The 21765-nt window shown below is 67.1% G+C and carries 25 protein-coding genes and 3 tRNA genes; 12 read left to right on the top strand and 16 right to left on the bottom strand.

What is annotated here, in order from left to right; translation table 11 throughout:
- Positions 1 to 8 precede the first annotated feature (8 nt).
- The 7 genes from nuoE to ABMY26_RS24535 form a co-directional block, all read right to left on the bottom strand.
- Complete coding sequence (nuoE, locus tag ABMY26_RS24505; protein WP_372397218.1) at positions 9 to 656, bottom strand: NADH-quinone oxidoreductase subunit NuoE; 648 nt, start codon at positions 654 to 656, stop codon at positions 9 to 11.
- A complete protein-coding gene (locus ABMY26_RS24510) occupies positions 653 to 1801 on the bottom strand; it encodes an NADH-quinone oxidoreductase subunit D (RefSeq protein WP_372399062.1) in 1149 nt (382 codons plus the stop codon). The genes nuoE and ABMY26_RS24510 overlap by 4 nt, the downstream gene beginning before the upstream one ends.
- A gap of 107 nt (positions 1802 to 1908) precedes the next feature.
- Entirely contained in the window at positions 1909 to 2538 is a 630-nt protein-coding gene (locus ABMY26_RS24515; RefSeq protein WP_045580749.1) for an NADH-quinone oxidoreductase subunit C, read from the bottom strand.
- Between the two features lie 92 nt (positions 2539 to 2630).
- Complete coding sequence (locus ABMY26_RS24520; RefSeq protein WP_200192574.1) at positions 2631 to 3176, bottom strand: NADH-quinone oxidoreductase subunit B family protein; 546 nt, start codon at positions 3174 to 3176, stop codon at positions 2631 to 2633.
- Entirely contained in the window at positions 3167 to 3535 is a 369-nt protein-coding gene (locus tag ABMY26_RS24525; RefSeq protein WP_014248419.1) for an NADH-quinone oxidoreductase subunit A, read from the bottom strand. The genes ABMY26_RS24520 and ABMY26_RS24525 overlap by 10 nt, the downstream gene beginning before the upstream one ends.
- Positions 3536 to 3850: 315 nt before the next feature.
- A tRNA-Asp gene (locus tag ABMY26_RS24530) sits at positions 3851 to 3927 on the bottom strand.
- A 187-nt stretch (positions 3928 to 4114) separates the two neighbouring features.
- Positions 4115 to 4342, bottom strand: a complete 228-nt coding sequence (locus tag ABMY26_RS24535; RefSeq protein WP_372397219.1) for a hypothetical protein — start codon at positions 4340 to 4342, stop codon at positions 4115 to 4117.
- A 167-nt stretch (positions 4343 to 4509) separates the two neighbouring features.
- On the opposite strand from ABMY26_RS24535, the gene ABMY26_RS24540 reads away from it, so the two are divergent.
- Both ABMY26_RS24540 and ABMY26_RS24545 read left to right on the top strand, forming a co-directional pair.
- Entirely contained in the window at positions 4510 to 4800 is a 291-nt protein-coding gene (locus tag ABMY26_RS24540; RefSeq protein ID WP_372397220.1) for a hypothetical protein, read from the top strand.
- 97 nt (positions 4801 to 4897) lie between these two features.
- Complete coding sequence (locus ABMY26_RS24545) at positions 4898 to 5314, top strand: hypothetical protein (protein ID WP_372397221.1); 417 nt, start codon at positions 4898 to 4900, stop codon at positions 5312 to 5314.
- A 34-nt stretch (positions 5315 to 5348) separates the two neighbouring features.
- On the opposite strand, the gene ABMY26_RS24550 is transcribed toward ABMY26_RS24545, so the two are convergent.
- Positions 5349 to 5804: a hypothetical protein gene (locus ABMY26_RS24550; protein WP_372397222.1), complete on the bottom strand. Its 456-nt coding sequence runs from the start codon at positions 5802 to 5804 to the stop codon at positions 5349 to 5351.
- A gap of 181 nt (positions 5805 to 5985) precedes the next feature.
- Here ABMY26_RS24550 and ABMY26_RS24555 point away from each other — a divergent pair, with 181 nt between their 5' ends.
- Entirely contained in the window at positions 5986 to 6639 is a 654-nt protein-coding gene (locus ABMY26_RS24555) for a DsbA family oxidoreductase (RefSeq protein WP_372397223.1), read from the top strand.
- A gap of 54 nt (positions 6640 to 6693) precedes the next feature.
- Here the strand turns inward: ABMY26_RS24555 and ABMY26_RS24560 are convergent, their stop codons facing one another.
- Both ABMY26_RS24560 and ABMY26_RS24565 read right to left on the bottom strand, forming a co-directional pair.
- Complete coding sequence (locus ABMY26_RS24560; RefSeq protein WP_372397224.1) at positions 6694 to 8631, bottom strand: propionyl-CoA synthetase; 1938 nt, start codon at positions 8629 to 8631, stop codon at positions 6694 to 6696.
- Positions 8632 to 8817: 186 nt separating this feature from the next.
- A complete protein-coding gene (locus ABMY26_RS24565) occupies positions 8818 to 9279 on the bottom strand; it encodes a DUF3574 domain-containing protein (protein WP_372397225.1) in 462 nt (153 codons plus the stop codon).
- 93 nt (positions 9280 to 9372) lie between these two features.
- Between ABMY26_RS24565 and ABMY26_RS24570 the strand changes: the two genes are divergently transcribed.
- A complete protein-coding gene (locus ABMY26_RS24570; RefSeq protein WP_372397226.1) occupies positions 9373 to 9753 on the top strand; it encodes a hypothetical protein in 381 nt (126 codons plus the stop codon).
- A gap of 9 nt (positions 9754 to 9762) precedes the next feature.
- Here ABMY26_RS24570 and ABMY26_RS24575 read toward each other — a convergent pair whose 3' ends face one another.
- Positions 9763 to 10200: an Rrf2 family transcriptional regulator gene (locus ABMY26_RS24575; RefSeq protein ID WP_372397227.1), complete on the bottom strand. Its 438-nt coding sequence runs from the start codon at positions 10198 to 10200 to the stop codon at positions 9763 to 9765.
- Between the two features lie 169 nt (positions 10201 to 10369).
- On the opposite strand from ABMY26_RS24575, the gene ABMY26_RS24580 reads away from it, so the two are divergent.
- A complete protein-coding gene (locus tag ABMY26_RS24580) occupies positions 10370 to 11284 on the top strand; it encodes an NAD(P)/FAD-dependent oxidoreductase (protein ID WP_372397228.1) in 915 nt (304 codons plus the stop codon).
- Here ABMY26_RS24580 and ABMY26_RS24585 read toward each other — a convergent pair.
- Positions 11281 to 11907, bottom strand: a complete 627-nt coding sequence (locus ABMY26_RS24585) for a LysE/ArgO family amino acid transporter (protein WP_372397229.1) — start codon at positions 11905 to 11907, stop codon at positions 11281 to 11283. The genes ABMY26_RS24580 and ABMY26_RS24585 overlap by 4 nt on opposite strands.
- Before the next feature lie 97 nt (positions 11908 to 12004).
- Here ABMY26_RS24585 and ABMY26_RS24590 point away from each other — a divergent pair, with 97 nt between their 5' ends.
- From ABMY26_RS24590 to ABMY26_RS24600, 3 genes are all read left to right on the top strand, one after another.
- Positions 12005 to 12919 (top strand): LysR family transcriptional regulator ArgP, encoded by a 915-nt coding sequence (locus ABMY26_RS24590; protein ID WP_372397230.1) that lies wholly within the window; start codon positions 12005 to 12007, stop codon positions 12917 to 12919.
- 60 nt (positions 12920 to 12979) lie between these two features.
- On the top strand, positions 12980 to 14794 hold the full coding sequence (locus tag ABMY26_RS24595; protein ID WP_372397231.1) for a M3 family oligoendopeptidase: 1815 nt from the start codon (positions 12980 to 12982) through the stop codon (positions 14792 to 14794).
- A gap of 110 nt (positions 14795 to 14904) precedes the next feature.
- On the top strand, positions 14905 to 15288 hold the full coding sequence (locus ABMY26_RS24600; protein WP_372397232.1) for a bacteriohemerythrin: 384 nt from the start codon (positions 14905 to 14907) through the stop codon (positions 15286 to 15288).
- 98 nt (positions 15289 to 15386) lie between these two features.
- Here the strand turns inward: ABMY26_RS24600 and ABMY26_RS24605 are convergent.
- Both ABMY26_RS24605 and ABMY26_RS24610 read right to left on the bottom strand, forming a co-directional pair.
- Positions 15387 to 15462, bottom strand: a tRNA-Lys gene (locus tag ABMY26_RS24605).
- Between the two features lie 23 nt (positions 15463 to 15485).
- Positions 15486 to 15561, bottom strand: a tRNA-Lys gene (locus ABMY26_RS24610).
- 267 nt (positions 15562 to 15828) lie between these two features.
- Here ABMY26_RS24610 and ABMY26_RS24615 point away from each other — a divergent pair.
- Positions 15829 to 17358, top strand: a complete 1530-nt coding sequence (locus ABMY26_RS24615; protein WP_372397233.1) for a methyltransferase regulatory domain-containing protein — start codon at positions 15829 to 15831, stop codon at positions 17356 to 17358.
- Between the two features lie 8 nt (positions 17359 to 17366).
- On the opposite strand, the gene hisE is transcribed toward ABMY26_RS24615, so the two are convergent.
- Positions 17367 to 17693: a phosphoribosyl-ATP diphosphatase gene (hisE, locus tag ABMY26_RS24620; RefSeq protein ID WP_372397234.1), complete on the bottom strand. Its 327-nt coding sequence runs from the start codon at positions 17691 to 17693 to the stop codon at positions 17367 to 17369.
- Positions 17694 to 17860: 167 nt separating this feature from the next.
- Positions 17861 to 18568 carry a phosphate signaling complex protein PhoU gene (gene phoU, locus ABMY26_RS24625; RefSeq protein WP_372399063.1) on the bottom strand — a complete coding sequence of 236 codons (708 nt, stop codon included), beginning with the start codon at positions 18566 to 18568 and terminating at the stop codon, positions 17861 to 17863.
- Between the two features lie 253 nt (positions 18569 to 18821).
- Here phoU and ABMY26_RS24630 point away from each other — a divergent pair, with 253 nt between their 5' ends.
- The 3 genes from ABMY26_RS24630 to mreC all read left to right on the top strand — a co-directional run bounded on the left by ABMY26_RS24630 (position 18822) and on the right by mreC (position 21710).
- Positions 18822 to 19364, top strand: a complete 543-nt coding sequence (locus tag ABMY26_RS24630; protein ID WP_372399064.1) for a TIGR00645 family protein — start codon at positions 18822 to 18824, stop codon at positions 19362 to 19364.
- 339 nt (positions 19365 to 19703) lie between these two features.
- Positions 19704 to 20744 (top strand): rod shape-determining protein, encoded by a 1041-nt coding sequence (locus tag ABMY26_RS24635; protein ID WP_012974729.1) that lies wholly within the window; start codon positions 19704 to 19706, stop codon positions 20742 to 20744.
- A gap of 96 nt (positions 20745 to 20840) precedes the next feature.
- On the top strand, positions 20841 to 21710 hold the full coding sequence (gene mreC / locus ABMY26_RS24640) for a rod shape-determining protein MreC (protein ID WP_372397235.1): 870 nt from the start codon (positions 20841 to 20843) through the stop codon (positions 21708 to 21710).
- The last annotated feature ends 55 nt before the right edge of the window (positions 21711 to 21765 follow it).

The following is a 21765-nucleotide window of genomic DNA, read 5'->3' on the forward strand; positions in this document are numbered from 1 at the left end:
CCTCCCCCTCAATCGTCCGCTTGCGCGGCAGTGGCGTCCGCTTGCGCGGTGGTGAATGCCTTCAGCGTCGTCGGGCCGCCAACCGGCTCCGACGATCGGCGGCCGGTCTGCGAACCGGGCTTCGGCGTCTCGCCGCGGGCCAGCGCGTCGAGGATGCGCTCCATATGCTCCGGACCCACGTCTTCGTAGTAATCGTCACCGATCTGCACAACCGGCGCGTTGACGCAGGCGCCCGAGCATTCGACCTCGCCGAGCGTGAACTGGCCGTCGGCCGTCGTCTCGCCCACCTCGATCCCGAGCTTCTTCTTGCAGGCGTGGACGACGTCGTCCGACCCGCGCAGCCAGCAGGGCGTGGTGGTGCAGACCTGGATGTGGTGCCTGCCGATCGGGTTCTTGTTGTACATCGTGTAGAAGGTCGCGACCTCGTACACGCGGATGCGCGGCATGCCCAGCAGGTCGGCCACGGCGTCCATGGCGACGCGCGGCAGCCAGCCGCCGTTCTGGCGTTGGGCGACGTCGAGCAGCGGCATGCAGGCGCTCGCCTGCTTGCCGGCCGGATACTTGGCGATGATGCGCTTCGCCAGCTCCAGGTTTTCCGGAGTGAAGGTGAAGCTGGTCGGCTCAGCGTGGCCGTGATCGGAAGCGGGCGCGCTCATCGATCGATCTCTCCGAAAACGATGTCCATCGAGGCGATGTTGGCGACGGCGTCGGCCAGCATGTGCCCCTTCGACATGAAGTCCAGGCCCTGAAGATGGGCGAAGCCCGGCGCGCGGATCTTGCAGCGGTAGGGCTTGTTCGTGCCGTCCGACACCAGATACACGCCGAACTCGCCCTTGGGCGCCTCGATGGCGGTGTAGGTCTCGCCGGCCGGGACGTGGAAGCCCTCGGTGAAGAGCTTGAAGTGATGGATGAGCGCTTCCATCGAGCGCTTCATCTCGCCACGCGGCGGCGGCGACACCTTGCGGTCCTCGATCTTGTAGGGACCGGCCGGCATCTCCTTGCAGCACTGGCGGATGATGCGCAGCGACTGCTTCATCTCCTCCATGCGCACCAGATAGCGCGCCCAGCAGTCGCCGGTCAGACCGACCGGCACGTCGAACTCCATGCGGTCGTAGACCTCGTAGGGCTGCGACTTGCGCAGGTCCCAGGCAACGCCGGAACCGCGCAGCATCGGACCGGTGAAGGCCCAGTCGAGCGCCTGCTCCTTGGTGACGATGCCGATGTCGACCGTGCGCTGCTTGAAGATGCGGTTTTCCGTCAGCAGGCTTTCGAGGTCGGCCATGAATTTCGGAAAACGCTCGGTGAAGGCCCAGATGTCGTCCAGCAGCCCGTCCGGGATGTCCCAGGCAACGCCGCCCGGCCGGAAATAGTTGGCGTGCAGGCGCGCACCCGACACCCGCTCGTAGAACTCCATGAGGATTTCGCGTTCCTCGAAGCCCCACAGTGCCGGCGTGATGGCGCCGACGTCGAGCGCACCCGTCGTGATCGACAGGATGTGGTTCAGGATGCGCGTGATCTCCGAGAACAGCACGCGGATGTACTGGGCGCGCAGCGGCGCCTTGATCTGCAGCAGGTTCTCGATGCCGAGCACATAGGCGTGCTCCATGCACATCGGGCTGACGTAATCCAGGCGGTCGAAATAGGGCACGGCCTGGATGTAGGTCTTGTACTCGATCAGCTTCTCGGTGCCGCGGTGCAGCAGGCCGATGTGCGGATCGCAGCGCTCCACCACCTCGCCGTTCAACTCCATCACCAGACGGAGCACGCCGTGGGCGGCCGGGTGCTGCGGCCCGAAATTCATCGTGTAGGGCTTGATCTGCGTCTTGGTCTCTGGACCGGTGGCGCTGATCGGCCCGCCGGGTCCGGCCACAACGACGCCGGTCGCCGATTCGGTCGAAACGGTCATGCTCACGGCTTCTTGCTCCCGTCCTGGAGGGCGGCCTTCTCGTCGCCGGGCAGCATGACGTTGGTCATGCCTTCCCACGGGCTGAGGAAGTCGAAGGCGCGGAAATCCTGGGTCAGACGGACCGGCTCGTAGATCACGCGCTTCTGGTCCTCGTCGTAGCGGGCTTCGACGTAGCCGGTCAGCGGGAAGTCCTTGCGGAAGGGGTGCCCCTCGAACCCGTAGTCGGTGAGGATGCGGCGCAGGTCGGGGTGGTTCTCGAAGAAGACGCCGAACAGGTCCCACGCCTCGCGCTCGAACCAGTTGGCCGCGCTGAAGACGGAGACGGCCGACGGCACGGGCGTGTCCTCGTCGGTGGCCAGCTTCACGCGCATGCGCCGGTTGTGGGTGTAGCTGAGCAGCTGGTAGACGACCTCGAACCGCTCGATGCGGTCCGGGTAATCCACCGCGGTGATGTCGGTCAGCTGCTCGAACCGGATGGCCGGATCGTCGCGCAGCGCGGTCAGCACCGTCAGGATCGACGGTCGGGCGACCGTCACCATCAGCTCGCCGAGCCTTACCTCGACCTTCAGGACGTCGCCGCCGAGCTTGGCCGCGATGACGTCCCCGAGTTCCTTCAACGCCTGTTCGGACATGGGTGGGACCCTGCCTTCCTACTTGTCTTCAGCGCGCTTCTCTTTCGATCCCGCCCGAGGCCCGGAGGCCCGGACGGGACAGTCCGCTAGGCTCAGCGGGCGATGCGGTTGCCGCGACGGATTTTCTTCTGGAGCTGGAGGATGCCGTAGATCAGCGCCTCCGCCGTCGGCGGGCAGCCCGGCACATAGATGTCCACCGGCACGATCCGGTCGCAGCCACGCACCACCGCGTAGGAATAGTGGTAGTAGCCGCCGCCGTTGGCGCAGGAGCCCATCGAGATCACCCAGCGCGGTTCCGGCATCTGGTCGTAGACCTTGCGGAGCGCGGGGGCCATCTTGTTGGTCAGCGTGCCGGCGACGATCATGCAGTCGGACTGGCGCGGGCTGGGACGCGGGATCACGCCGAAACGGTCCAGGTCGTACCGGCTCATGTAGGCGTGGATCATCTCCACCGCGCAGCAGGCCAGGCCGAAGGTCATCGGCCACAGCGAACCGGTCCGTGCCCAGGCGAGCAGATCCTCGTACTTCGCCAGCACGAAGCCCTTGTCCTGGATCTCGTCGGAGACCGCGCGGATGTAGGCGTCCTGTTCCGGTCCGGGCGGAATCGGCGCCAGCGGCTTGGCGACCTCTACTCCCATTCCAGAGCTCCTTTCTTCCACTCATAGATGAAGCCGATGGTCAGGATGCCGAGGAACAGCATCATCGACCAGAAGCCGAACAGCCCGATGTCGCCCAGCGCAATCGCCCAGGGGAACAGGAAGGCGACTTCGAGGTCGAAGATGATGAACAGGATCGAGACCAGATAGAACCGCACGTCGAACTTGGTGCGCGCGTCCTCGAACGGCTCGAAGCCGCATTCGTAGGGGGAGACCTTCTCCGCGTCCGGGTTCTTCGGGCTGATGACGTAGGATGCCCCAACCATCACCGCGGCCAGCGCGATGCCGATCAGCAGAAACACCAGGATCGGAAGATACTCAATGATCAGCGGAGTCGACACCGCGTTCCTCCCATAAGCCCACGACCACGGGCGCCGTTCCAGCCGCGAAATCGGCGGAAGCGCAAAGCCGTGGCAGCCATGCCTTGGATTAGCCCATCAGACGGGCCGGAATATATGCCGAGAGCGTGGGCAAGGAAAGCGCTTTGAATCGCTTTTCACTACGCGGAAGGACAAGCCTATCCCTGCGCCAGAGCTTGGTAATACCACGTTTTTAAAAATCGGCAAAGGAAAGACTATTTGCATGCAAAAAAGGACCCGCAATCTGCGAGTCCTTGCGCCGTACTGGGGAATTCCGGGGAATTTCTGTAATGAAAATGGCGCGAGTGACGGGACTTGAACCCGCGGCCTCCGGCGTGACAGGCCGGCGCTCTAACCAACTGAGCTACACCCGCGCAGAGCGACTTTCTGTAAACAACGACCGGCCAAAGAGCCAAAGCTTTGAGCTGTCTGCTGTTTTCACCGGGACCGTTTATGGCCCCCGTCGTTCGGTGGGCGGTTTGTAGTCGGCCCGATGGCCGCCTGTCAATCACCAAATTGCAGAAAACAACGGATGCTGAGCCACCTGCCCCGCCGGACCGCTCAAGGCAGCCGGTGCGCGTCCCGGCGCAGTTCATCCAGCCTGTCGAAGGCGTGCAGCAACCCCGCCGACACCTGACGATGGTCGACGGCATCGGGTCCACCGAAGCGGGTCAAGGTTTCCTCCAGCGCGCAGGCCAGATGCTCGGCGACCTCCAGATGCTTCTGCTCCAGAGCCAGCTCCAGTGCGGCGAGGATGCGGTCGCCGAGCCGCCGGTCGTTCGAGATCATGCGTTCCCCCGCCCCCATGCTGCCGTCGGCGACAGGCCTTTACCGCAGCGTCATTGCAGGACCCGAGCATAGCAGCTTCCCCTTCACGCGGCGGCGGGAATCGCACCGCTGCGACATTTCGGAGGCACCGCTTCCGAATCCACGCCGCCTCATGCGATAGTCGGCCCATGAGCTTCCGCGACTCGCCCATCCCGCGCCGCTGCGCCGTCCTGTCGGCCGCCCTGATGTCCCTGACGGCGGCGGGCAGCGCCCTGGCCGCGTCCAACGTGTCCGCCGCCCAGGCGGAAGCGAAGGAAATCGCCAAGTCCATGGGCAACTGCACGCCGGCAAAAGTAGAGGTGCTGCGCTACACGGTGGGACGCGAGGGAGCGACCACCTTCAAGGTCGGTTGCACCGAGGACAAGGATGCCTTCGTCCTGGTGCAATGCCGGTCGCGCATCTGTGCGCTGCTGCGTTGAGCCCCTCCCCAGGGGGTGAATTCATCGCTTGTTAACCGCGTTCGCGCGCAATGCATCATGAGGCATGGTCTGCTTGCGGCTTGGGGGGCGGAAGGCGATGGGCGCGAGGGGAGCGGTCTGCGGGCTTGGGTGGCTGGCGGTGGTTGCGCTGGCGCCAGGATTGGCCGGCTGCACGTCGCCGATCGGGCTGGCCGCGGCCGGCGCGGACGTGGTGACCCTGAACGCCACCAAAAAGACCATCGGCGACCATATCGTCTCGGCGGCGACCGGACGCGACTGCTCTATCGTCAGCTTCGAGACAACCGGCGATTATTGTCCGGACAAGGTGGTGGTCGACCGTTCGCGGCTCTATTGCTATCGCACGCTGGCCGACGTTCAATGCCACCACATTCCCGACCCCTACCGCAACGGCCATACCGCGCTGGCCAGCCCGCCGCCGGACATCAGGCCGGTCCCGCGCCAGCGCAGCTGGTTCGACGACGCCACCCCTTACAACGCCGACAACGGGTCGTGATCCGCAAATCGTGAGTGCCGGCTCGCAGGCGGGTTCAGCGCACCTTCTTGGCGACGAATGCCTTGGCGATGGCCATCATCGCCTTTTCGTGGGAGGGACCGCCTGCCGGCGCCTCATGCACCGTGGTGCCCTTCTTCCCCGGAGCCGCCGCCTTGCCGGCAGCCGTGGGGCGCGCGTCGGCAGGCCCGCCTTCGTCACGGCCCAACTGGTTCAGCAGATTTTCCAGCGCATCGCGGCTGAGACCGGACGCCGATGGGCGCCCTCCCCCCGCGGCAGCGGCGGGACGGGCTGCCGGGCTGCGCGCGGGCGGACGGCCGGCACGCTCGATGGCGGCGGCGGCGATGGCCTTCAGGAAGGGCTGGGCGATGCCGCGCAGCAGGTCGGGATCCTCGACCGCCCAGGCCATCAAGAGCTTCTGCGCGTTGGTCCGGCTGCCCTTGGCCGCCATGATCGCTTCGCGCACCTTGCCGTCGACGTAGGAGTTGCTCATCGCGTCTCGCCCACCGGGAAATATCCGCCACACCGCCGAATCCGCTGCCGGGCAGGCAGGCCGCTTCCGGACCGGCAGAGCCAATCCGGACTCTCGGGCCGACTCGGTTAACAAAGGGTTGCAGGCGGGTGCGACGGAAGAAGCGGTTGCCCGGGGCCGGCGGCTCGCCGATAGTGATGGAATGCTGATCGAAACCTTCGCCGACCTGATCTGCCCCTGGTGCTATATCGGCAAGCGCCGGCTGGACCGGGCGCTGATGCAGCGGCCCGCCTTGCGGCCGGAGATCCGCTGGCAGCCCTTCCAGCTGAATCCGGACATGGTCCGCGGCGGGATGTCGCGCGACGACTATCTGGCCGCCAAGTTCGGCGGCTTGGAGCGGGCACGGCAAATTCACCGGGTGGTGGAGGAAACTGCAATGCGCGACGGGCTGCCGCTGGCGCTCGACCGCATCCAGCGCACGCCCAACAGCTTCGACGCGCATCGGCTGGTCCGCATCGCCGGCCGGCAGGGCCTGGGCAACGTCATGGCCGATGCGCTGTTCACCGCCTATTTCGCCGAGGGGGTGGACATCGGCGACCTCGACGCCCTGGCCGGCGTCGCCGCCGGACTGGGACTCGAGTTTCCCGACATCCGGCGCCAGCTGTCCACCGACGCCGAATCGGCGGCGGTCCATGCCGCCGACACGCTGGCGCGCCAGATGGGGCTGCAGGCCGTCCCCTGCTACATCTTCAACCGCCGCTATGCGCTGTCCGGCGCGCAGGAGCCGGCGAGCTTCCTGCCGCTGCTCGACCTGGGCAGCGAGGAGCCGGAGAACCTGTCGGTCGTCTCCGGCTGAATCAACGTGAATGGCGGACGGGGACGGCCCGAAAGCCGCCCCCTGCTCAAGCCTTCAGTCCGGCGTGCCGCTGGTTTTGGCATAGCCCAGCGTCTTCAGCGCGTCGGCGATCTCCGGCAGGATGCCCGGATCGTCGATGGTCGCCGGCATCTTGTAATCCTGGCTGTCGGCGATCTTCTGCATGGTGCCGCGCAGGATCTTGCCGGAACGGGTCTTCGGCAGCCGATCGACCACCAGCGCCCGCTTGAAGTCGGCGACCGGGCCGATCTGCTCGCGCACCAGCTGGACCACCTCCTTCACGATCTCCTGATGCGGGCGGGTCACGCCGGCCTTCAGGCAGACGAAGCCGAGCGGCACCTGTCCCTTCAGGTCGTCGGCCACGCCGATCACCGCGCATTCGGCGACGTCCTTGTGGCTCGACAGCACCTCTTCCATCGCGCCGGTCGACAGGCGGTGGCCGGCGACGTTGATGATGTCGTCGGTGCGCGCCATGACATAGACATAGCCGTCGTCGTCGACGAAGCCGGCATCGCCGGTCTGGTAGTAGCCGGGGTAATCGGCCAGATAGGATTTCTTGTAGCGCTCGTCGGCGTTCCACAGGGTCGGCAGCGTGCCCGGAGGCAGCGGCAGCTTCACGCAGATCGCGCCGATGTCGCCGCGCGGCACTTCCTTCAGCTCGGCGTTCAGCACCCGCACATCCCAGCCCGGCATCGGACGGGTGGCGGAGCCGTACTTGATCGGGAACAGGTGGACGCCCAGCGGATTGCCGGAGATCGCCCAGCCGGTCTCGGTCTGCCACCAATGATCGATCACCGGCACCTTCAGATTGTCCTCGGCCCAATGCAGCGTGTCGGGGTCCGACCGCTCGCCGGCCAGGAACAGGGCGCGGAAATGCGACAGGTCGTACTTTTTCAGGTAGGTGGCGTCCGGATCCTCGCGCTTGATGGCGCGGAAGGCGGTCGGGGCGGTGAACAGGGTGCCGACCTTATGCTGCTCGATCACCCGCCAGAAGGTGCCGGGATCGGGGGTGCCGACCGGCTTGCCCTCGAACACAACCGTGGTGCAGCCGGTCAGCAGCGGCGCATAGACGATGTAGGAATGGCCGACGACCCAGCCCACGTCCGACGCCGCCCAATACACCTCCCCCGGCTTGACGTTGTAGATGTTGGTCATGGTCCAGCGCAGCGCCACCGCATGGCCGCCGTTGTCGCGCACCACGCCCTTGGGCTGGCCGGTGGTGCCGGACGTGTAGAGGATGTAGAGCGGGTCGGTCGCCTTGACCGGCACGCAGCCGGCAGGCTCGGCCGCCGCCGCCGCCTCGGCCCAATCGACGTCTCGCCCGGCGACCAGCGCCGCCGCTTCCTGCGGGCGCTGCCAGACGATGACGCTGCCGGGCTTGTGGGCCGACTGCTCGATCGCCGAATCCAGCATCGGCTTGTACTTGACGATCCGGTTCGGTTCGATGCCACAGGAGGCCGACACGATCGCCTTCGGCTTGGCATCGTCGATGCGCGTCGCCAGCTCGTGCGGGGCGAAGCCGCCGAACACCACCGAATGCACCGCGCCCAGGCGGGCGCAGGCCAGCATGGCGACGACCGATTGCGGGATCATCGGCATGTAGAGCAGGACGCGGTCGCCCTTCTCCACGCCCTGGGCGCGCAGCACGCCGGCGAAGCGGGCGACCTGATCCAGCAACTCGGCATAGGTGATGGTCTGGACGGTCTGCGTCACCGGGCTGTCGTAGATGATCGCCGGCTGGGCGCCGCGACCGTCCTCGACATGGCGGTCCACCGCGTTGTAGCAGGTGTTCAGCTCACCGCCGGTGAACCAGCGGTAGAAGGGGGCGTTGCTGTCGTCCAGCACCTTGTCCCAGGGCTTGTACCAGGAGATCTCCTTGGCGGCCTCGCCCCAGAATCCCTCGGGATCCGACAGGGAGCGGGCATGCATCCGGTCGTAAAGCTCGGCGGTCGTGGTGCTGGCGGTCGGGCTCATGGCAGGGCGTCCCTCATTCTATTTTGGCACTATTCGGTGCGCATTTCCTCTCGGCCACGAAACGAACCGTTACGCAGCCTCCACAATCTGCGACAAAAGCATAAGGGCAGGCAAATGTCTGAAGGTCGGGGGTGCGGCGAGCTGTCGCATTCCCCGACAGTGAAACATCCTTCCGGAGCGCTGGATTCAAAAGGACGCGCAGACCGGCCGGATGGCAAGCCCAACCGACTGCTGGTGGAAGCGCTCCTTGTACAGGTCGACGATTTCGCGGATCAGATGCAGTGTCGCCGGATCGCGGTCGGCCAGCAGGGTGACGATTTTGCTGGGCTCGCGGATCAGGCGGCCGGTTTCGCTGTCCCGCCAATGGCCGGAAGCGTCGGTGACGGTCAGGCCGTTGGGAAAACGGGGCGTCACCTCGTCATCGAGAAAGCCGCTCCAGTCGCGCTCGCTGACGCCGACCTCACTGCCGATGTTGCGGCCGAAGAACAGCTGCGCCTCGATCATCGGGTTGGCCGCATAGGCTTCGCAGCCGGTCGCGATGGCCTGCTGTGCGGGAACCGGCTGCGCGGCGACAGGGCCGGCGGCGATGAGCAATGCCGGCAGAATGGCCGTGAGAGCGGTGAACGACACGGTCGGGACCAGGCGCATCGGCGTTTCTCCGTTCGAACGGGCGACGGAGCGTCCCGACCTGTGCTAAGCGACGCACTGGTCAGGACGCCCCCGGACCGTTATGCATGGAACATGGCCGCCGATCCACCCATCACCGGAATCCGCCCGATCCTGACCGTCGTTCACGGCAACGGCGAGCGGCTGATCGTGGCCCGTCTGACCAATCTGGGCGGTGGAAGCCAGTCCAACCGCTTCGTGCTGCGCCGCGCCGACTTCCGGGCGCCGTGGGAGCAGCCGGAAAAGGGCTATTTCGGCTATGCCGAGGTCGCCCGCGCGCTCGATGCCAACGGCTGGCGAGGCTGCGCCATCGAAGCGATGGCGACCACCGACCTGGAGGAACGCCGCGCCCGCCAGCTCGCCCGCAAGAAGCTGCACCTGCAATGCGTCGAGGCGGCGATCCGCCGGGCGCAGGAGGCAGGAGCGCAGGAGGCCGGGGCGCAGGGCGCGGAATAGCTCCCGACGTCAGGACCTGCCCAAGGCCGTGAAGCGGCGGTCGAAGTCGGCGGCGAGATCGGCAAGCGTCACCATGCCGAGACGGCGGACGAGCACCGCCTCCGCCTCCCGCAAGGCATCGTCCAGGGCGGCGTTGACCGCCTGCTCCACCAGACAGCTCGGATCGTCGTCCGTCGGCCCGATGGCGAAGACCGTCGGTTCGCCGAGCGCAAGATGGATGTCGAGCAGCGTGATCCCATCGAGCGGGCGTGCCAGCCGCCAGCCGCCGCCATGGCCCTTTTCCGACCGCACATAGCCGGCATCGCGCAGTCCGGCCATCGTCCGGCGGATGACCACCGGGTTGGTGTTCAGCATGGCCGCGATCGCCTCCGACGTCAGGGCACCCTCATGGCGGTCCATATGGATGAGCACATGCAGCATGCGGGAAAGGCGGCTGTCCTGTCTCATCGGCGATCGTCTCCCGCTCGCATGTCCGATCCAACTCACGACACTTCATGAGTTACATGCCACGTTGACCGCACCCACTCACGTAACTTACGATGTGTCGTGATGGCCCATCCCGCAGGACGGCCGTGAGAGCGCGCTGAACGATTCACTCATGGAAGGAAAAGAGCCGATGACCTACGACGCGATCATCGTCGGCGGCAGCTATGCCGGCATCGCAGCGGCCCTGCAGCTCGCCCGCGCCCGGCGCCGGGTGCTGGTGATCGACGAGGGGGTCCGGCGCAACCGTTTCGCCTCACACTCCCACGGCTTTCTCGGGCAGGACGGCCGGCCGCCGGGAGAAATCGCCGCCGAGGCCCGGGAGCAGCTGATGCGCTATCCCACCGTCACCTGGGAGACCGGCCGGGCCGAGCGGGCGGAGCGGACGGGCACCGGCTTTCGGGTCGCGGATGCCGCAGGCCGCAGCTTCGCGGGCCGGCGCCTGCTGCTGGCCATCGGAGTCGTCGACGATCTGCCCGCCATCCCCGGTCTGGCGGAGCGCTGGGGACGCTCCGTCTTCCACTGTCCCTACTGCCATGGCTACGAGTTGATGCAGGGGCGGATCGGTGTCATCGCCGTGTCCGGCCAGTCGATGCACCATGCGCTGATGCTGCCGGATTGGGGGCCGACGACCTTGCTGCTCAATGGAGCGTTCGAGCCGGATGCCGACCAGTCGGCCCATCTGGAACGGCGGGGAGTCGCGGTCGAAACGGCCCTCGTCGCCGGTATCGACGGCAGCCCCGCCGACGTCGCACTCGCGGATGGACGTGTCCTGCCCTTCGCCGGCCTTTTCGTTCTGCCGGCGAGCCGTGTCGCCAGCCCGCTGGCCGCCCAACTCGGATGCGCCTTCGACGAGGGGCCGCTCGGCGCCTATATCCGGACGGACGGGATGCAGGAAACCAGCGTTCCCGGTATCTTCGCCTGCGGCGACGCGGCACGGGCGGCGGGATCGGTGGCTCTGGCCGTGGGAGCCGGCACGATGGCAGGAACGGCGCTCCACCGGTCGCTGCTGTTCTGCGAGGACGGCGACCTGTTCGCCCGCCCCTAACCCGCCAGCAGGCCGGCGGCGATGGCCCACATCACCAGGGCGATGACCCCATCCATCACCCGCCACGCCGCCGGCCGGGCGAACAGCGGGCGCAGCAGCCGGGCGCCATAGCCGAGCGCGAAGAAGAACAGGAAGGAGGCCGTCATCGCCCCCAGCGCGAAGGCGCCCCGCGCCTCTGCGAAACGGGAGGAGACGGAGCCGACCAGCACCACCGTGTCGAGATAGACATGCGGGTTCAGCCAAGTCAGCGCCAGACAGGTCAGCAGCGCCGGCAGCAATCCACCCGGCTCCCGGTCCGCCGGCGCCAACCCGGACCCGCCCTTCAAGGCCGAATGGGCGCTGCGCAGCCCATAGACCAGCAGAAAGGCGGCGCCGGCATAGCGCATCAGCGGTTCCAGCCACGGCCAGCGCGCCCCGGCCGTGGCGAATCCGCTCACCCCGACCAGGATCAGCACCGCATCCGACAGGGCGCAGGTGGCGCAGATCGCCAGCACATGCTCGTTGCGCAGGCCCTGGCGCAGCACGAAGGCGTTCTGCGCCCCGATGGCGACGATCAGGCTGAAGCCCAGGAACAGGCCCGGCAGGAAGGCGGGCATCAGCGAAGCGGGGGTGAGGTCGGTCATCGTGGTTGTTCCGAAAGGGGGCAATGCCATTCCGCTACCATCGGACCAAGCTTCGCTGTACTTAATCCTTCTTGCCCTGATGAAGCGATGCTAATCCATGCTCGATTATCCGCTGCTGGCGGCGCTGGCCGCGGTGATCCGAACCGGCAGCTTCGAACGCGCAGCGCTGCAACTGCACGTTACGCCGTCCGCGGTGTCGCAGCGGGTGAAGCTGCTGGAGGAGCGGCTGGGCAGCGTGCTGGTGGTGCGCGGACAGCCCTGCACCGGCACCGCTGCCGGGCAGCGCCTGTGCCAGCATGTCGAGCAGGTGGCCCTGCTGGAAAGCGAGTTGCGCGGCGCCCTGCCCGGGCTGGCTCCGGCGGACGGACCGACCACCCTGCGCATCGCGGTGAATGCCGACAGCCTGGCCACATGGTTCATCGCCGCGATGGCGGATGTGTCGGGCTGCCTGTTCGACCTCGTGCTGGACGACCAGGACCACAGCGCCGAATGGCTGCGCAAGGGCGAGGTTCTGGCCGCCGTCACCGCCAGCGCCGCCCCGGTCCCCGGCTGCAACAGCCATCCCCTGGGCGCGCTCCGCTACCGCGCCACCACCAGCCCGGATTACATGCGCCGCCATTTCGCGAATGGGGTGACGGCCGCCGCGCTGGCGGGCGCCCCCTGCCTGACCTTCAACCGCAAGGACCGGCTTCAGGTCCAATGGCTGCGTCTGGCGCTGGGCGACATGGCTCCGGGGGATGTGCCGGCTCCGCCGACCCATTGGCTGCCGTCGACCCATGCCTTCGTCGACGGGGCGCTGGCCGGAATGGGATGGGGGATGAATCCCGAACCGCTGGTCGCCGACCATCTGGCGGCGGGACGGCTGGTGGAGCTGGTGCCCGGCCGGCCATTGGACGTGCCGCTGCATTGGCAGCAGAGCCGCATCGCCAGCACGACCCTCGCCGACCTGTCGCGCGCCGTGCTGCGCGCCGGGCGCCGGGCGCTTCATCCGGACGGCACCGCGGCCGGATGAGGACTTTGCCCGCGGCGCGTGCGCGCTTATATGGATCCCACCAATCTCTGGAGCGATTCGATGACCAGCAGCGCCGCCACGGCCGCAAACGACACCCCCGATCTGGGCGCGCTTCCCACCTGGGACCTCAGCGACCTCTATCCCGGCATGGAGTCAGCCGAGCTGAAGGCCGACCTCGACCGCATGGAGCGGGAGTGCAAGGCCTTCCGCGAGCGCTATGCCGGCAAGCTGGCGGCGCTGACCGGCGACGATCTGGCCGCGGCGATCCGCGGCTATGAGGACATCGACGAGACGCTGTCGCGCGTCATGTCCTATGCCGGGCTGGTCTACAACGGCAACATGGTCGACCCGACCATCGCCAAATTCTACCAGTCGGCGCAGGAGCGGGTGAACGACATCTCCGCCCACCTGATCTTCTTCACGCTGGAGATCAACCGGCTGGACGACGAGGGGCTGGCAGCCAAGCAGGCCGCCTCCGCGGCGCTTCGCCAGTACGAGCCGTGGCTGCGCGACGTCCGCCTCTACCGCGACCACCAGCTGTCGGACGAGATCGAACGGCTGCTGCACGAGAAGCATGTGGTCGGCCGCGCCGCCTGGAACCGGCTGTTCGACGAAACCATCGCCAGCCTGCGCTTCCCGATGGGCGGCAAGGATTTGACCTGTGCGGAGGCGCTGAACCGGCTGTCCGACCGCAACCCCGCCGTCCGCCGCGAGGCCGGCGAGGCGGTGGGCAAGGTGCTGGGCGAGAATGCGCGCCTGTTCGCGCTGATCACCAACACGCTGGCCAAGGACAAGGAGATCGAGGACGACTGGCGCAATTACCCGACGCCGACGTCGGCCCGCAACCTGTCCAACCGGGTCGAGGACGAGGTGGTCGACGCGCTGGTTTCCGCCGTAAAGGGCGCCTACCCGGACCTGTCGCACCGCTACTATGCGATGAAGGCGAAATGGTTCGGCCAGGACCATCTCGACTATTGGGACCGCAACGCTCCCCTGCCCGAGGATGCCGACCGCAGCATTCCGTGGGGCGAGGCGCGCGACATCGTGCTGGGCGCCTATGGCCGCTTCTCCCCCGACCTCGCCAGCCTGGGCAAGCGCTTCTTCGACAATCCCTGGATCGACGCGCCGGTCCGCCCCGGCAAGGCGCCGGGCGCCTTCGCCCACCCGACCGTGCCCAGCGTCCACCCCTATCTGCTGGTCAACTACCAGGGCAAGACTCGCGACGTGATGACGCTGGCCCACGAGCTTGGGCACGGCGTCCATCAGATCCTGGCCGGGGAACAGGGGCATTTCCTGTCGGACACCCCGCTGACGCTGGCGGAAACGGCGTCGGTGTTCGGCGAGATGCTGACCTTCCGCGCCCTGCTGGCGGCCGAGACCGACCCCAAGCGCCGCCGCATCATGCTGGCCGGCAAGGTCGAGGACATGCTGAACACGGTGGTGCGCCAGATCGCCTTCTTCGATTTCGAACGCCGCGTCCACACCGAACGGCGCGAGGGAGAACTGACGTCGGACCGCATCGGCGAGATCTGGATGGCGGTGCAGAGCGAAAGCCTGGGCCCGGCGCTGCGCTACGACGAGGGATACCGGCACTACTGGTCCTACATTCCCCACTTCATCCACTCGCCCTTCTACGTCTACGCCTACGCCTTCGGCGACTGCCTGGTGAACTCGCTCTATGCGGTCTACCAGGATGCGGAACAGGGCTTCGCCGGGAAGTATCTGGCGATGCTGTCGGCCGGCGGCACGCTGCGCCACAAGGACCTGCTGGCGCCGTTCGGGCTCGACGCCTCCGACCCTGCCTTCTGGCAGAAGGGGCTGGGCGTCATCCGCGGCTTCATCGACGAGCTGGAGGCCGGCGAAGGCGCCGCCTGAGATCCCGACGGCTTGACCGGCGTCAAGAGACCCTGTCCCGATTAAGGGTATGGTGGCCTTCGGAGCATCGCCTCCGAAGGCCATCGCCGTTCAGGGACACAGGAACGATCATGCTCGCGCCGGACAGCATCACCTTGGGTTACGCGGTCATGGACCGCGACCACGCCGACTCCCTCGCCCTGTGGGAGGCCGCCTGCGCCGCCCCCGCCGGGGCGCTCCAAGCCCCATTCGGCGCCTTCGCCGCGCATCTGCGCGAGCATTTCGCCCGCGAAAATGCGCTGATGACCGAACATGGCTTCTTCGCGCTGCATTGCCACATGGAGGAGCATGCCCGCGTCCTGGCCGTCATCGCGATGATCGAGGCGGAACTGGGCGAGGGCAAGGAGGAGCGGGCGCGCAAGTATCTGCGCTTCCATTTCCCGGACTGGTTCCACACCCATCTCGCGACGATGGACCGCGTCACGGCGGATTTTCTGGCACGGGCGGAGGGGTAGAAACGGGCGGCGGCGGCGGTCCGGTCAAACGTTCGCGGGTTCACCGGGCCCGGAAATGGCAAGGGGCCGAAACCTGTTCGGTTTCAGCCCCTTATGGATGGTGGGCGCACAAGGACTCGAACCTTGGACCCGCTGATTAAGAGTCAGCTGCTCTACCAACTGAGCTATGCGCCCATCCGTAGGATGTTTTCAAGAGATGGTGGGCGCACAAGGACTCGAACCTTGGACCCGCTGATTAAGAGTCAGCTGCTCTACCAACTGAGCTATGCGCCCATCTCTTGCTGCGGTGAACCTGGCTGAAACCAGCCGACTGTTCATCGCCCCGGCCAAGCCGTTGTCCCGGCCGGTGTGGCGCGGTTTATAACGAAGGGCTTTTGGCCTGTCGATAGCAAAATCACGCTCCATGTGAATTTTTTGGCCCACCCTTTCCGCCATGCTTTTCATCATGCTTTTCAGTGGCCGCCGTCTGCCCCCGGCAGCTACATCAGCGGCATCGGACCGGGGATCAGGGACCGAGCACCGGAAAGCGGGAGAACGAGCATGAGCGGCTGGACCGAGGGCTATGTCGGCGGGATCGACTATATCCGCGCCGTCTATCGCGACTGGTCGCCGGCCCTGCTCTGCTTCGCCCTCACCTTGCACGGCTGGCGCCCGCCGGAAGGCTTGCGCCGCGGCCGCTTCACCATGGCGGAACCCGGCTGCGGCCATGGGCTGACCAGCGCGCTGCTCGCCGGCGCCCATCCGGCGGCGCGGTTCGAGGCGATGGACTTCAACCCCTCGCACATCGCCGGCGTCCGGCGGCTGGCCGCGGACGGCGGCCTGGCCAACGCCGAGTTCCTGGAGGAAAGCTTCGCCGATTATGCCCGGCGCGACGGGCCGATGCTGGACGCGGTGGCCCTGCACGGCGTCTGGTCCTGGGTGAGTGCGGAGAACCGGGCGATCCTGCTCGATGTGCTGCGTCGGCGGCTGGCCCCCGGCGGCGTGCTGTTCGTCAGCTACAACGCGCTTCCCGGCACGCTCGCCCATATGCCGCTGCGCCGCCTGCTGGTGGAGCGCTGTGCGGAGGGCGACGGCCCGCTGCCCGACCGCATCGCCCGCGCGGTAGACTTCGCGGCGAAGATGGCGGCGCAGGGCGGCGGCTGGCTCGCCGGCACCGACGGCGTCGCCGAGCGGATCGAGCAGTTGCGCCGCAAGTCAGCGAACTACATCGCCCATGAATATCTGAACGGCGACTGGACCGCCTTCTACCATGCCGACGTCGTGCGCGGGATGGCGGCCGCCAAGCTGGAGTTCGCCGGCGCCGCCGTGCCGATGGAACAGTTGGACGACCTCGCCCTCTCCTCTGCCCAGTTGGCATTGGCGGCGGAGGCGCATGACCCCGCCCAGGCCGAGACCCTGCGCGACATGATGACCAACCGCAGCTTCCGCCGCGACCTGTTCGTCAAGGGGGGCGAGCGGCTCGGCGTCGCGGAGCGGCGTTCCCTGCTCGGCGAAACCCGCTTCATCCTGCTGGTGGCGGCCGACGACCTGCCGGAGGTGGCCTCGACCCCCATCGGCCGCTTGCCCTTCCCCCCGGCGCTCTACCACCCGCTGGGCGAGGCGCTGGCCGAAGGACCGCAGAGCCTCGATGCGCTGCTCTCCCGTCCGGCGCTGGCGGCCCAGGGCGAGGCGGCGGTGCTGCGCGCCCTGATCCTGCTGACCGGCCTGTCGCTGGCAGCCCCGACCATGCCGGAAGACGGCTTGGAGGAACGCCGGACCTCTGCCGACCGTTTCAATGCCGCGGTTCTGGAGCGCCACCGATTCGGCGACACGCCGGGGCAACTCGCCTCCCCCCTGCTCGGGGCGGGCGTGCCGGTATCGCGGATCGAGGCGCTGTTCCTGCTGGCGGCCCGGCGGGGGACGGAGCCCGCCGCCTTCGCCTGGCATCACCTGTCGGCCGATGGCATCGCACTGGGACGTGACGGCGAACGCTGCGAGGGGGAGGAAGGCAACCGGGCGGAGCTGACACGCCGGCACGCCGCGTTCGTGCAACGGCGTCTGCCGCTGCTGCAAAAGCTCGGGGTGGCCTGAGGCCGCCCTCACCTGTCGGGCGTGGTCTTCGGCAGCTTCTCGGCGATGCCGTACAGCGCCTCGCGCCGGCGGATTTCGGCGAAGACGTCGTCGGGGTGGATGTCCAGCGTCGCCCACAGGACCGACAGGTTGTAAAGCAGGTCGGCGCTTTCGTTGATGACGCCCTGGCGATCCTCGTTCATGGCATCCAGCGCCACCTCGACCGCCTCCTCGCCCACCTTCTTGGCGATCTTCTTCGGACCCGCAGCGATCAGCCTTGCGGTCTTGGAGTCCGCCGGGTCCATGCTCCGGCGGTCGAGGATGGCACCATAGAGGCGGATCAGGTCGTCGGTCATCGGCGGAGGGGCGTCTCTTTTACGGGCGGAGGAGGCATCGTTTCGATAACGTGACCACTCCGCACCGAAATTGCTATCCCCCATCGGCCCGGTGCGACACCGCAAAACGGACTTATTCCGCCTTATGACCTGCGGGCACCGCCGGCCCCCGACCCCTCCCGCCGGGTTCAGCCCGCCGGGTCGTAGGAGTGGTCCGCCTTCGGACGCTCGTCCAGCAGGGCCTGACCGGTGCTGACGAAATAGACCACCTCGGCGATGTTGGTGGCATGGTCGCCGATCCGTTCCAGATTCTTGGCGATCATCATCAGGTGCATGTGGGCGCCGAACTGGTCCGGTGCCGCCAGGGCAGACCGTTCCACTTCCGCAACGAGGCTGGTGTAGAGGGCATCGACCTCGTCGTCGGTGCGCCAGATGCGCAGGGCGGCCTCGCCGTCGCCGTCGACATAGGCGTCGATCACGGTGCCCAGCCGCTCACGCACCAGCCGGCCGAGCTGCGGCAGGCCGGACAGCGGCGCCGAGTCGGCCAAGCTGAAGATGGCGACCGCCCGCTTGGCGGTGTTGGCGGCATGATCGCCGATCCGCTCCAGGTTGCCGGCGATCTTCAGCGCCGCCACCACCTCGCGCAGGTCGTCGGCCACCGGCTGGCGCAGCGCCAGCAGGCGCATGCAGTGCGCTTCGATGTCATGTTCGAAGGTGTCGAGTCGGGCATCCGATTCAACGATCTCGCGCGCCAGCTCCGGGTTGCGCTGGGCCAGACAGGTCAAAGCCTGGTCGATCTGCGTCTCCGCAGCGCCGGCCATCTGCACGATGGCGGATTTCAGCCGCTTCAGCGCGTCCTCGAACGCGGACACGATGTGCGGAGCGGAGGTCTTCATCGTCACCAGGCCCTTCCCGACGGTCTCTATCCAGAGCCGCGACAATAGCGCGCGGACGTTACGGTACGATGACAACGGCGATCGGGCAGACAATCGGGACCGTGCGGCCGGAGGTCCACGGCACGTCCATCACGGAAATCTGAATTGCCCTGTTGATTTTGCGCCGCAGCATTGCGACACCTCCGGCGTGGCCGCAAGCGCAGCGGCCCCGTTCCCCACCACGCCCCCCACCGACCACGACCCAGACGCCGCCATGATCGAACGCCGCTTTGAACAGGTCATCTTCGCCAGCCGCTGGCTGCTCGCCCCCTTCTATCTCGGGCTGGTGGTCTCTCTGGCCCTCCTCCTGGTCAAGTTCATGCAGGAACTTCTGCACATCGTCCCGCATGTGCTGGAGATGAGCGAGAAGGACGTGCTTCTCGCCGTGCTGACGCTGATCGACCTGTCCTTTGCGGGCAACCTTCTGCTGATGGTGATCTTCGCCGGCTACGAGAACTTCGTCTCGAAAATCGATGTCGCGAACCACGAGGACCGGCCGGACTGGATGGGCAAGGTCGATTTCGGCGGACTGAAGCTGAAACTGATCGCCTCCATCGTCGCCATCTCCGGCATCCATCTGCTGAAGGCCTTCATGAACCTGGCCCAGACCTCGCGCGAGGAGCTGATGTGGCTTGTCATCATCCACATGACCTTCGTCGTGTCGGGCGTTCTGCTGGCCTGCATGGACCGGCTGGAAGGCCACCATCATGCGCAGGCCCCGAAAGGCGGGTCCAAACCCGACGCCGGACAGCACTGACCGGGCCTGCCCGAAAAGCCCGTTGCGGCGCAGCATCAACAGGACTAGACACTGACCCGTCACACCGGCTTGCGGGCAATTCGGCGGATCGGGTGGGGTTGACCGCAAGGCATGTCCGTTGACGGAAAATTAACCCTGACCCGCCAGTTTGCCGTCACCAGACACCGCAAGGCGGCGGACCGGCCATCCGGATCCGTCCTTCCAGAACGGGTCAGGCCTGCCGGGCGCACTCTCCGCTTGAGCGTGCGGACGCATTCGACTATGGAACCGTCGGCGGACGTGCTATGCCAATCCGCCGGCTCGGCCGTCTCAACCGCTTTGATAGAGTTCGTCAGCTCCATGCTCTCCAAACTGCTCGGCGTGCTGTCCGCCGACATGGCGATCGATCTGGGGACGGCCAACACCCTGGTCTATGTCAAGGGCCGCGGCATCGTCCTGAACGAACCGTCTGTCGTCGCCATCGCCAACGTGCGCGGCAAAAAGCAGGTCCTCGCCGTCGGTGACGAGGCGAAGATGATGCTCGGCCGTACCCCAGGCAACATCCAGGCCATCCGGCCGCTTCGCGACGGCGTCATTGCCGATTTCGAAGTCGCGGAGGAAATGATCAAACATTTCATCCGCAAGGTTCACAACCGCCGCAGCTTCGCCAGCCCGCAGGTCATCATCTGCGTGCCGTCGGGCTCGACCGCGGTGGAACGCCGGGCGATCCAGGAATCGGCGGAGGCCGCAGGCGCCCGCCGCGTCTTCCTGATCGAGGAGCCGATGGCCGCCGCGATCGGCGCCGGGTTGCCGGTGACCGAACCGACCGGCTCGATGGTCGTCGACATCGGCGGCGGCACCACCGAGGTGGCCGTGCTGTCGCTGGGCGGCATCGTCTATTCGCGGTCGGTCCGCGTCGGCGGCGACAAGATGGACGAGGCCATCATCGGCTACATCCGCCGCAGCCACAATCTGCTGGTCGGCGAAGGCTCGGCCGAGCGGATCAAGAAGGAGATCGGCTCCGCCTGTCCTCCGGAGGACGGCGAAGGCCGCATCCTGGAGATCAAGGGCCGCGACCTGATGAACGGCGTGCCCAAGGAACTGATCATCTCCGAGCGCCAGATCGCCGAGTCGCTGGCCGAACCCGTGTCGGCCATCGTCGAGGCGGTGAAGGTGGCGCTGGAGCACACCGCTCCGGAACTCGCCGCCGACATCGTCGACAAGGGCATCGTGCTGACCGGCGGCGGCGCCCTGCTGGGCAACCTGGACTTCGTCCTGCGCCACGCCACCGGGCTGCCGGTGTCGATCGCCGACGATCCGCTCTCCTGCGTGGCGCTCGGCACCGGCCGCGCGCTGGAGGAGATGAAGACGCTGCGAAACGTCTTGGTCAGCGCCTACTGATTGGTGTATCCCTGGTTTGGAAGGCCTCCGGTCCCCTGCCCTTATCCCGGGCGCTGAGGACCGGAGACGGACCGCGTATCTGGACGGGAATTTCCTGTGAAGTCACGCTCATCCGGCTCCGTCATCCGCCTTGCCGCCCCCCTGCGGGCTCTCGCACAGCGTTTCTCCTTCCTCCTGCTGGTGCTGGCCTCCATCGCCCTGATGATGGTCGGCAAGATCGAGGCGGTGTCGGTCGACAGCGCCCGAGCCCGGGTAACGGATGCCTTCGCCCCGATCCTCGACGCCATCTCGCGTCCCGCCGCCACCGCGGCCCGCGTTGTCGAATCCGCGGTCGAGATTGAGAACGCCTTCGACGAGAACCAGCGCCTGCGTGCGGAGAATGCCCGCCTGCTGCAATGGAAGCAGGCTGCCCAGCGGTTGGAGGCGGAGAACCACAGCCTGCGCAGCCTGCTGCGGGTGACGCCGGAACCTTCCGTCTCCTATATCGCCGCACGCGTCATCGCGACCCCCGGCAGTTCCTTCGTCCGCACGCTGGTGGTGACCGCCGGCAAGCGCGACGGGGTGCGCAAGGGGCAGGCGGCGCTGGCCGGGGCCGGCCTGGTCGGCCGGGTGATCGAGGTCGGCGAATGGTCGTCGCGCGTCCTGCTGCTCACCGACATCAACGCGCGCATTCCGGTGGTCCTGGCCAACACGCGTCAGCGCGCGATCCTGGCCGGCGACAATTCCGACCAGGCGAAGCTGCTGTATCTGCCGCCGGACTCGCCGATCCAGGTCGGCGAACGGGTGGTGACGTCGGGCGATGGCGGGCTGTTCCCCCCCGGCCTGCCGGTCGGCGTGGTGACCGCGGTCAGCGAGCGCGGCGTGCGCGTTCTGCCCAGCGCCGATCTGTCGCGCATCGAGCATCTGCGGCTGGTGGATTTCGGGCTTCCCGGCACGGATCTGGACCCTTCGCCGGAATGGAAGTGAGACCGGTGGCGCTGAAGCCGGGCACGTCAGCCAGCGAACGGGCGGGTGGAAGGCT

This window comes from Azospirillum sp. HJ39 (assembly GCF_041507355.1).
Lineage (GTDB): Bacteria > Pseudomonadota > Alphaproteobacteria > Azospirillales > Azospirillaceae > Azospirillum > Azospirillum thiophilum.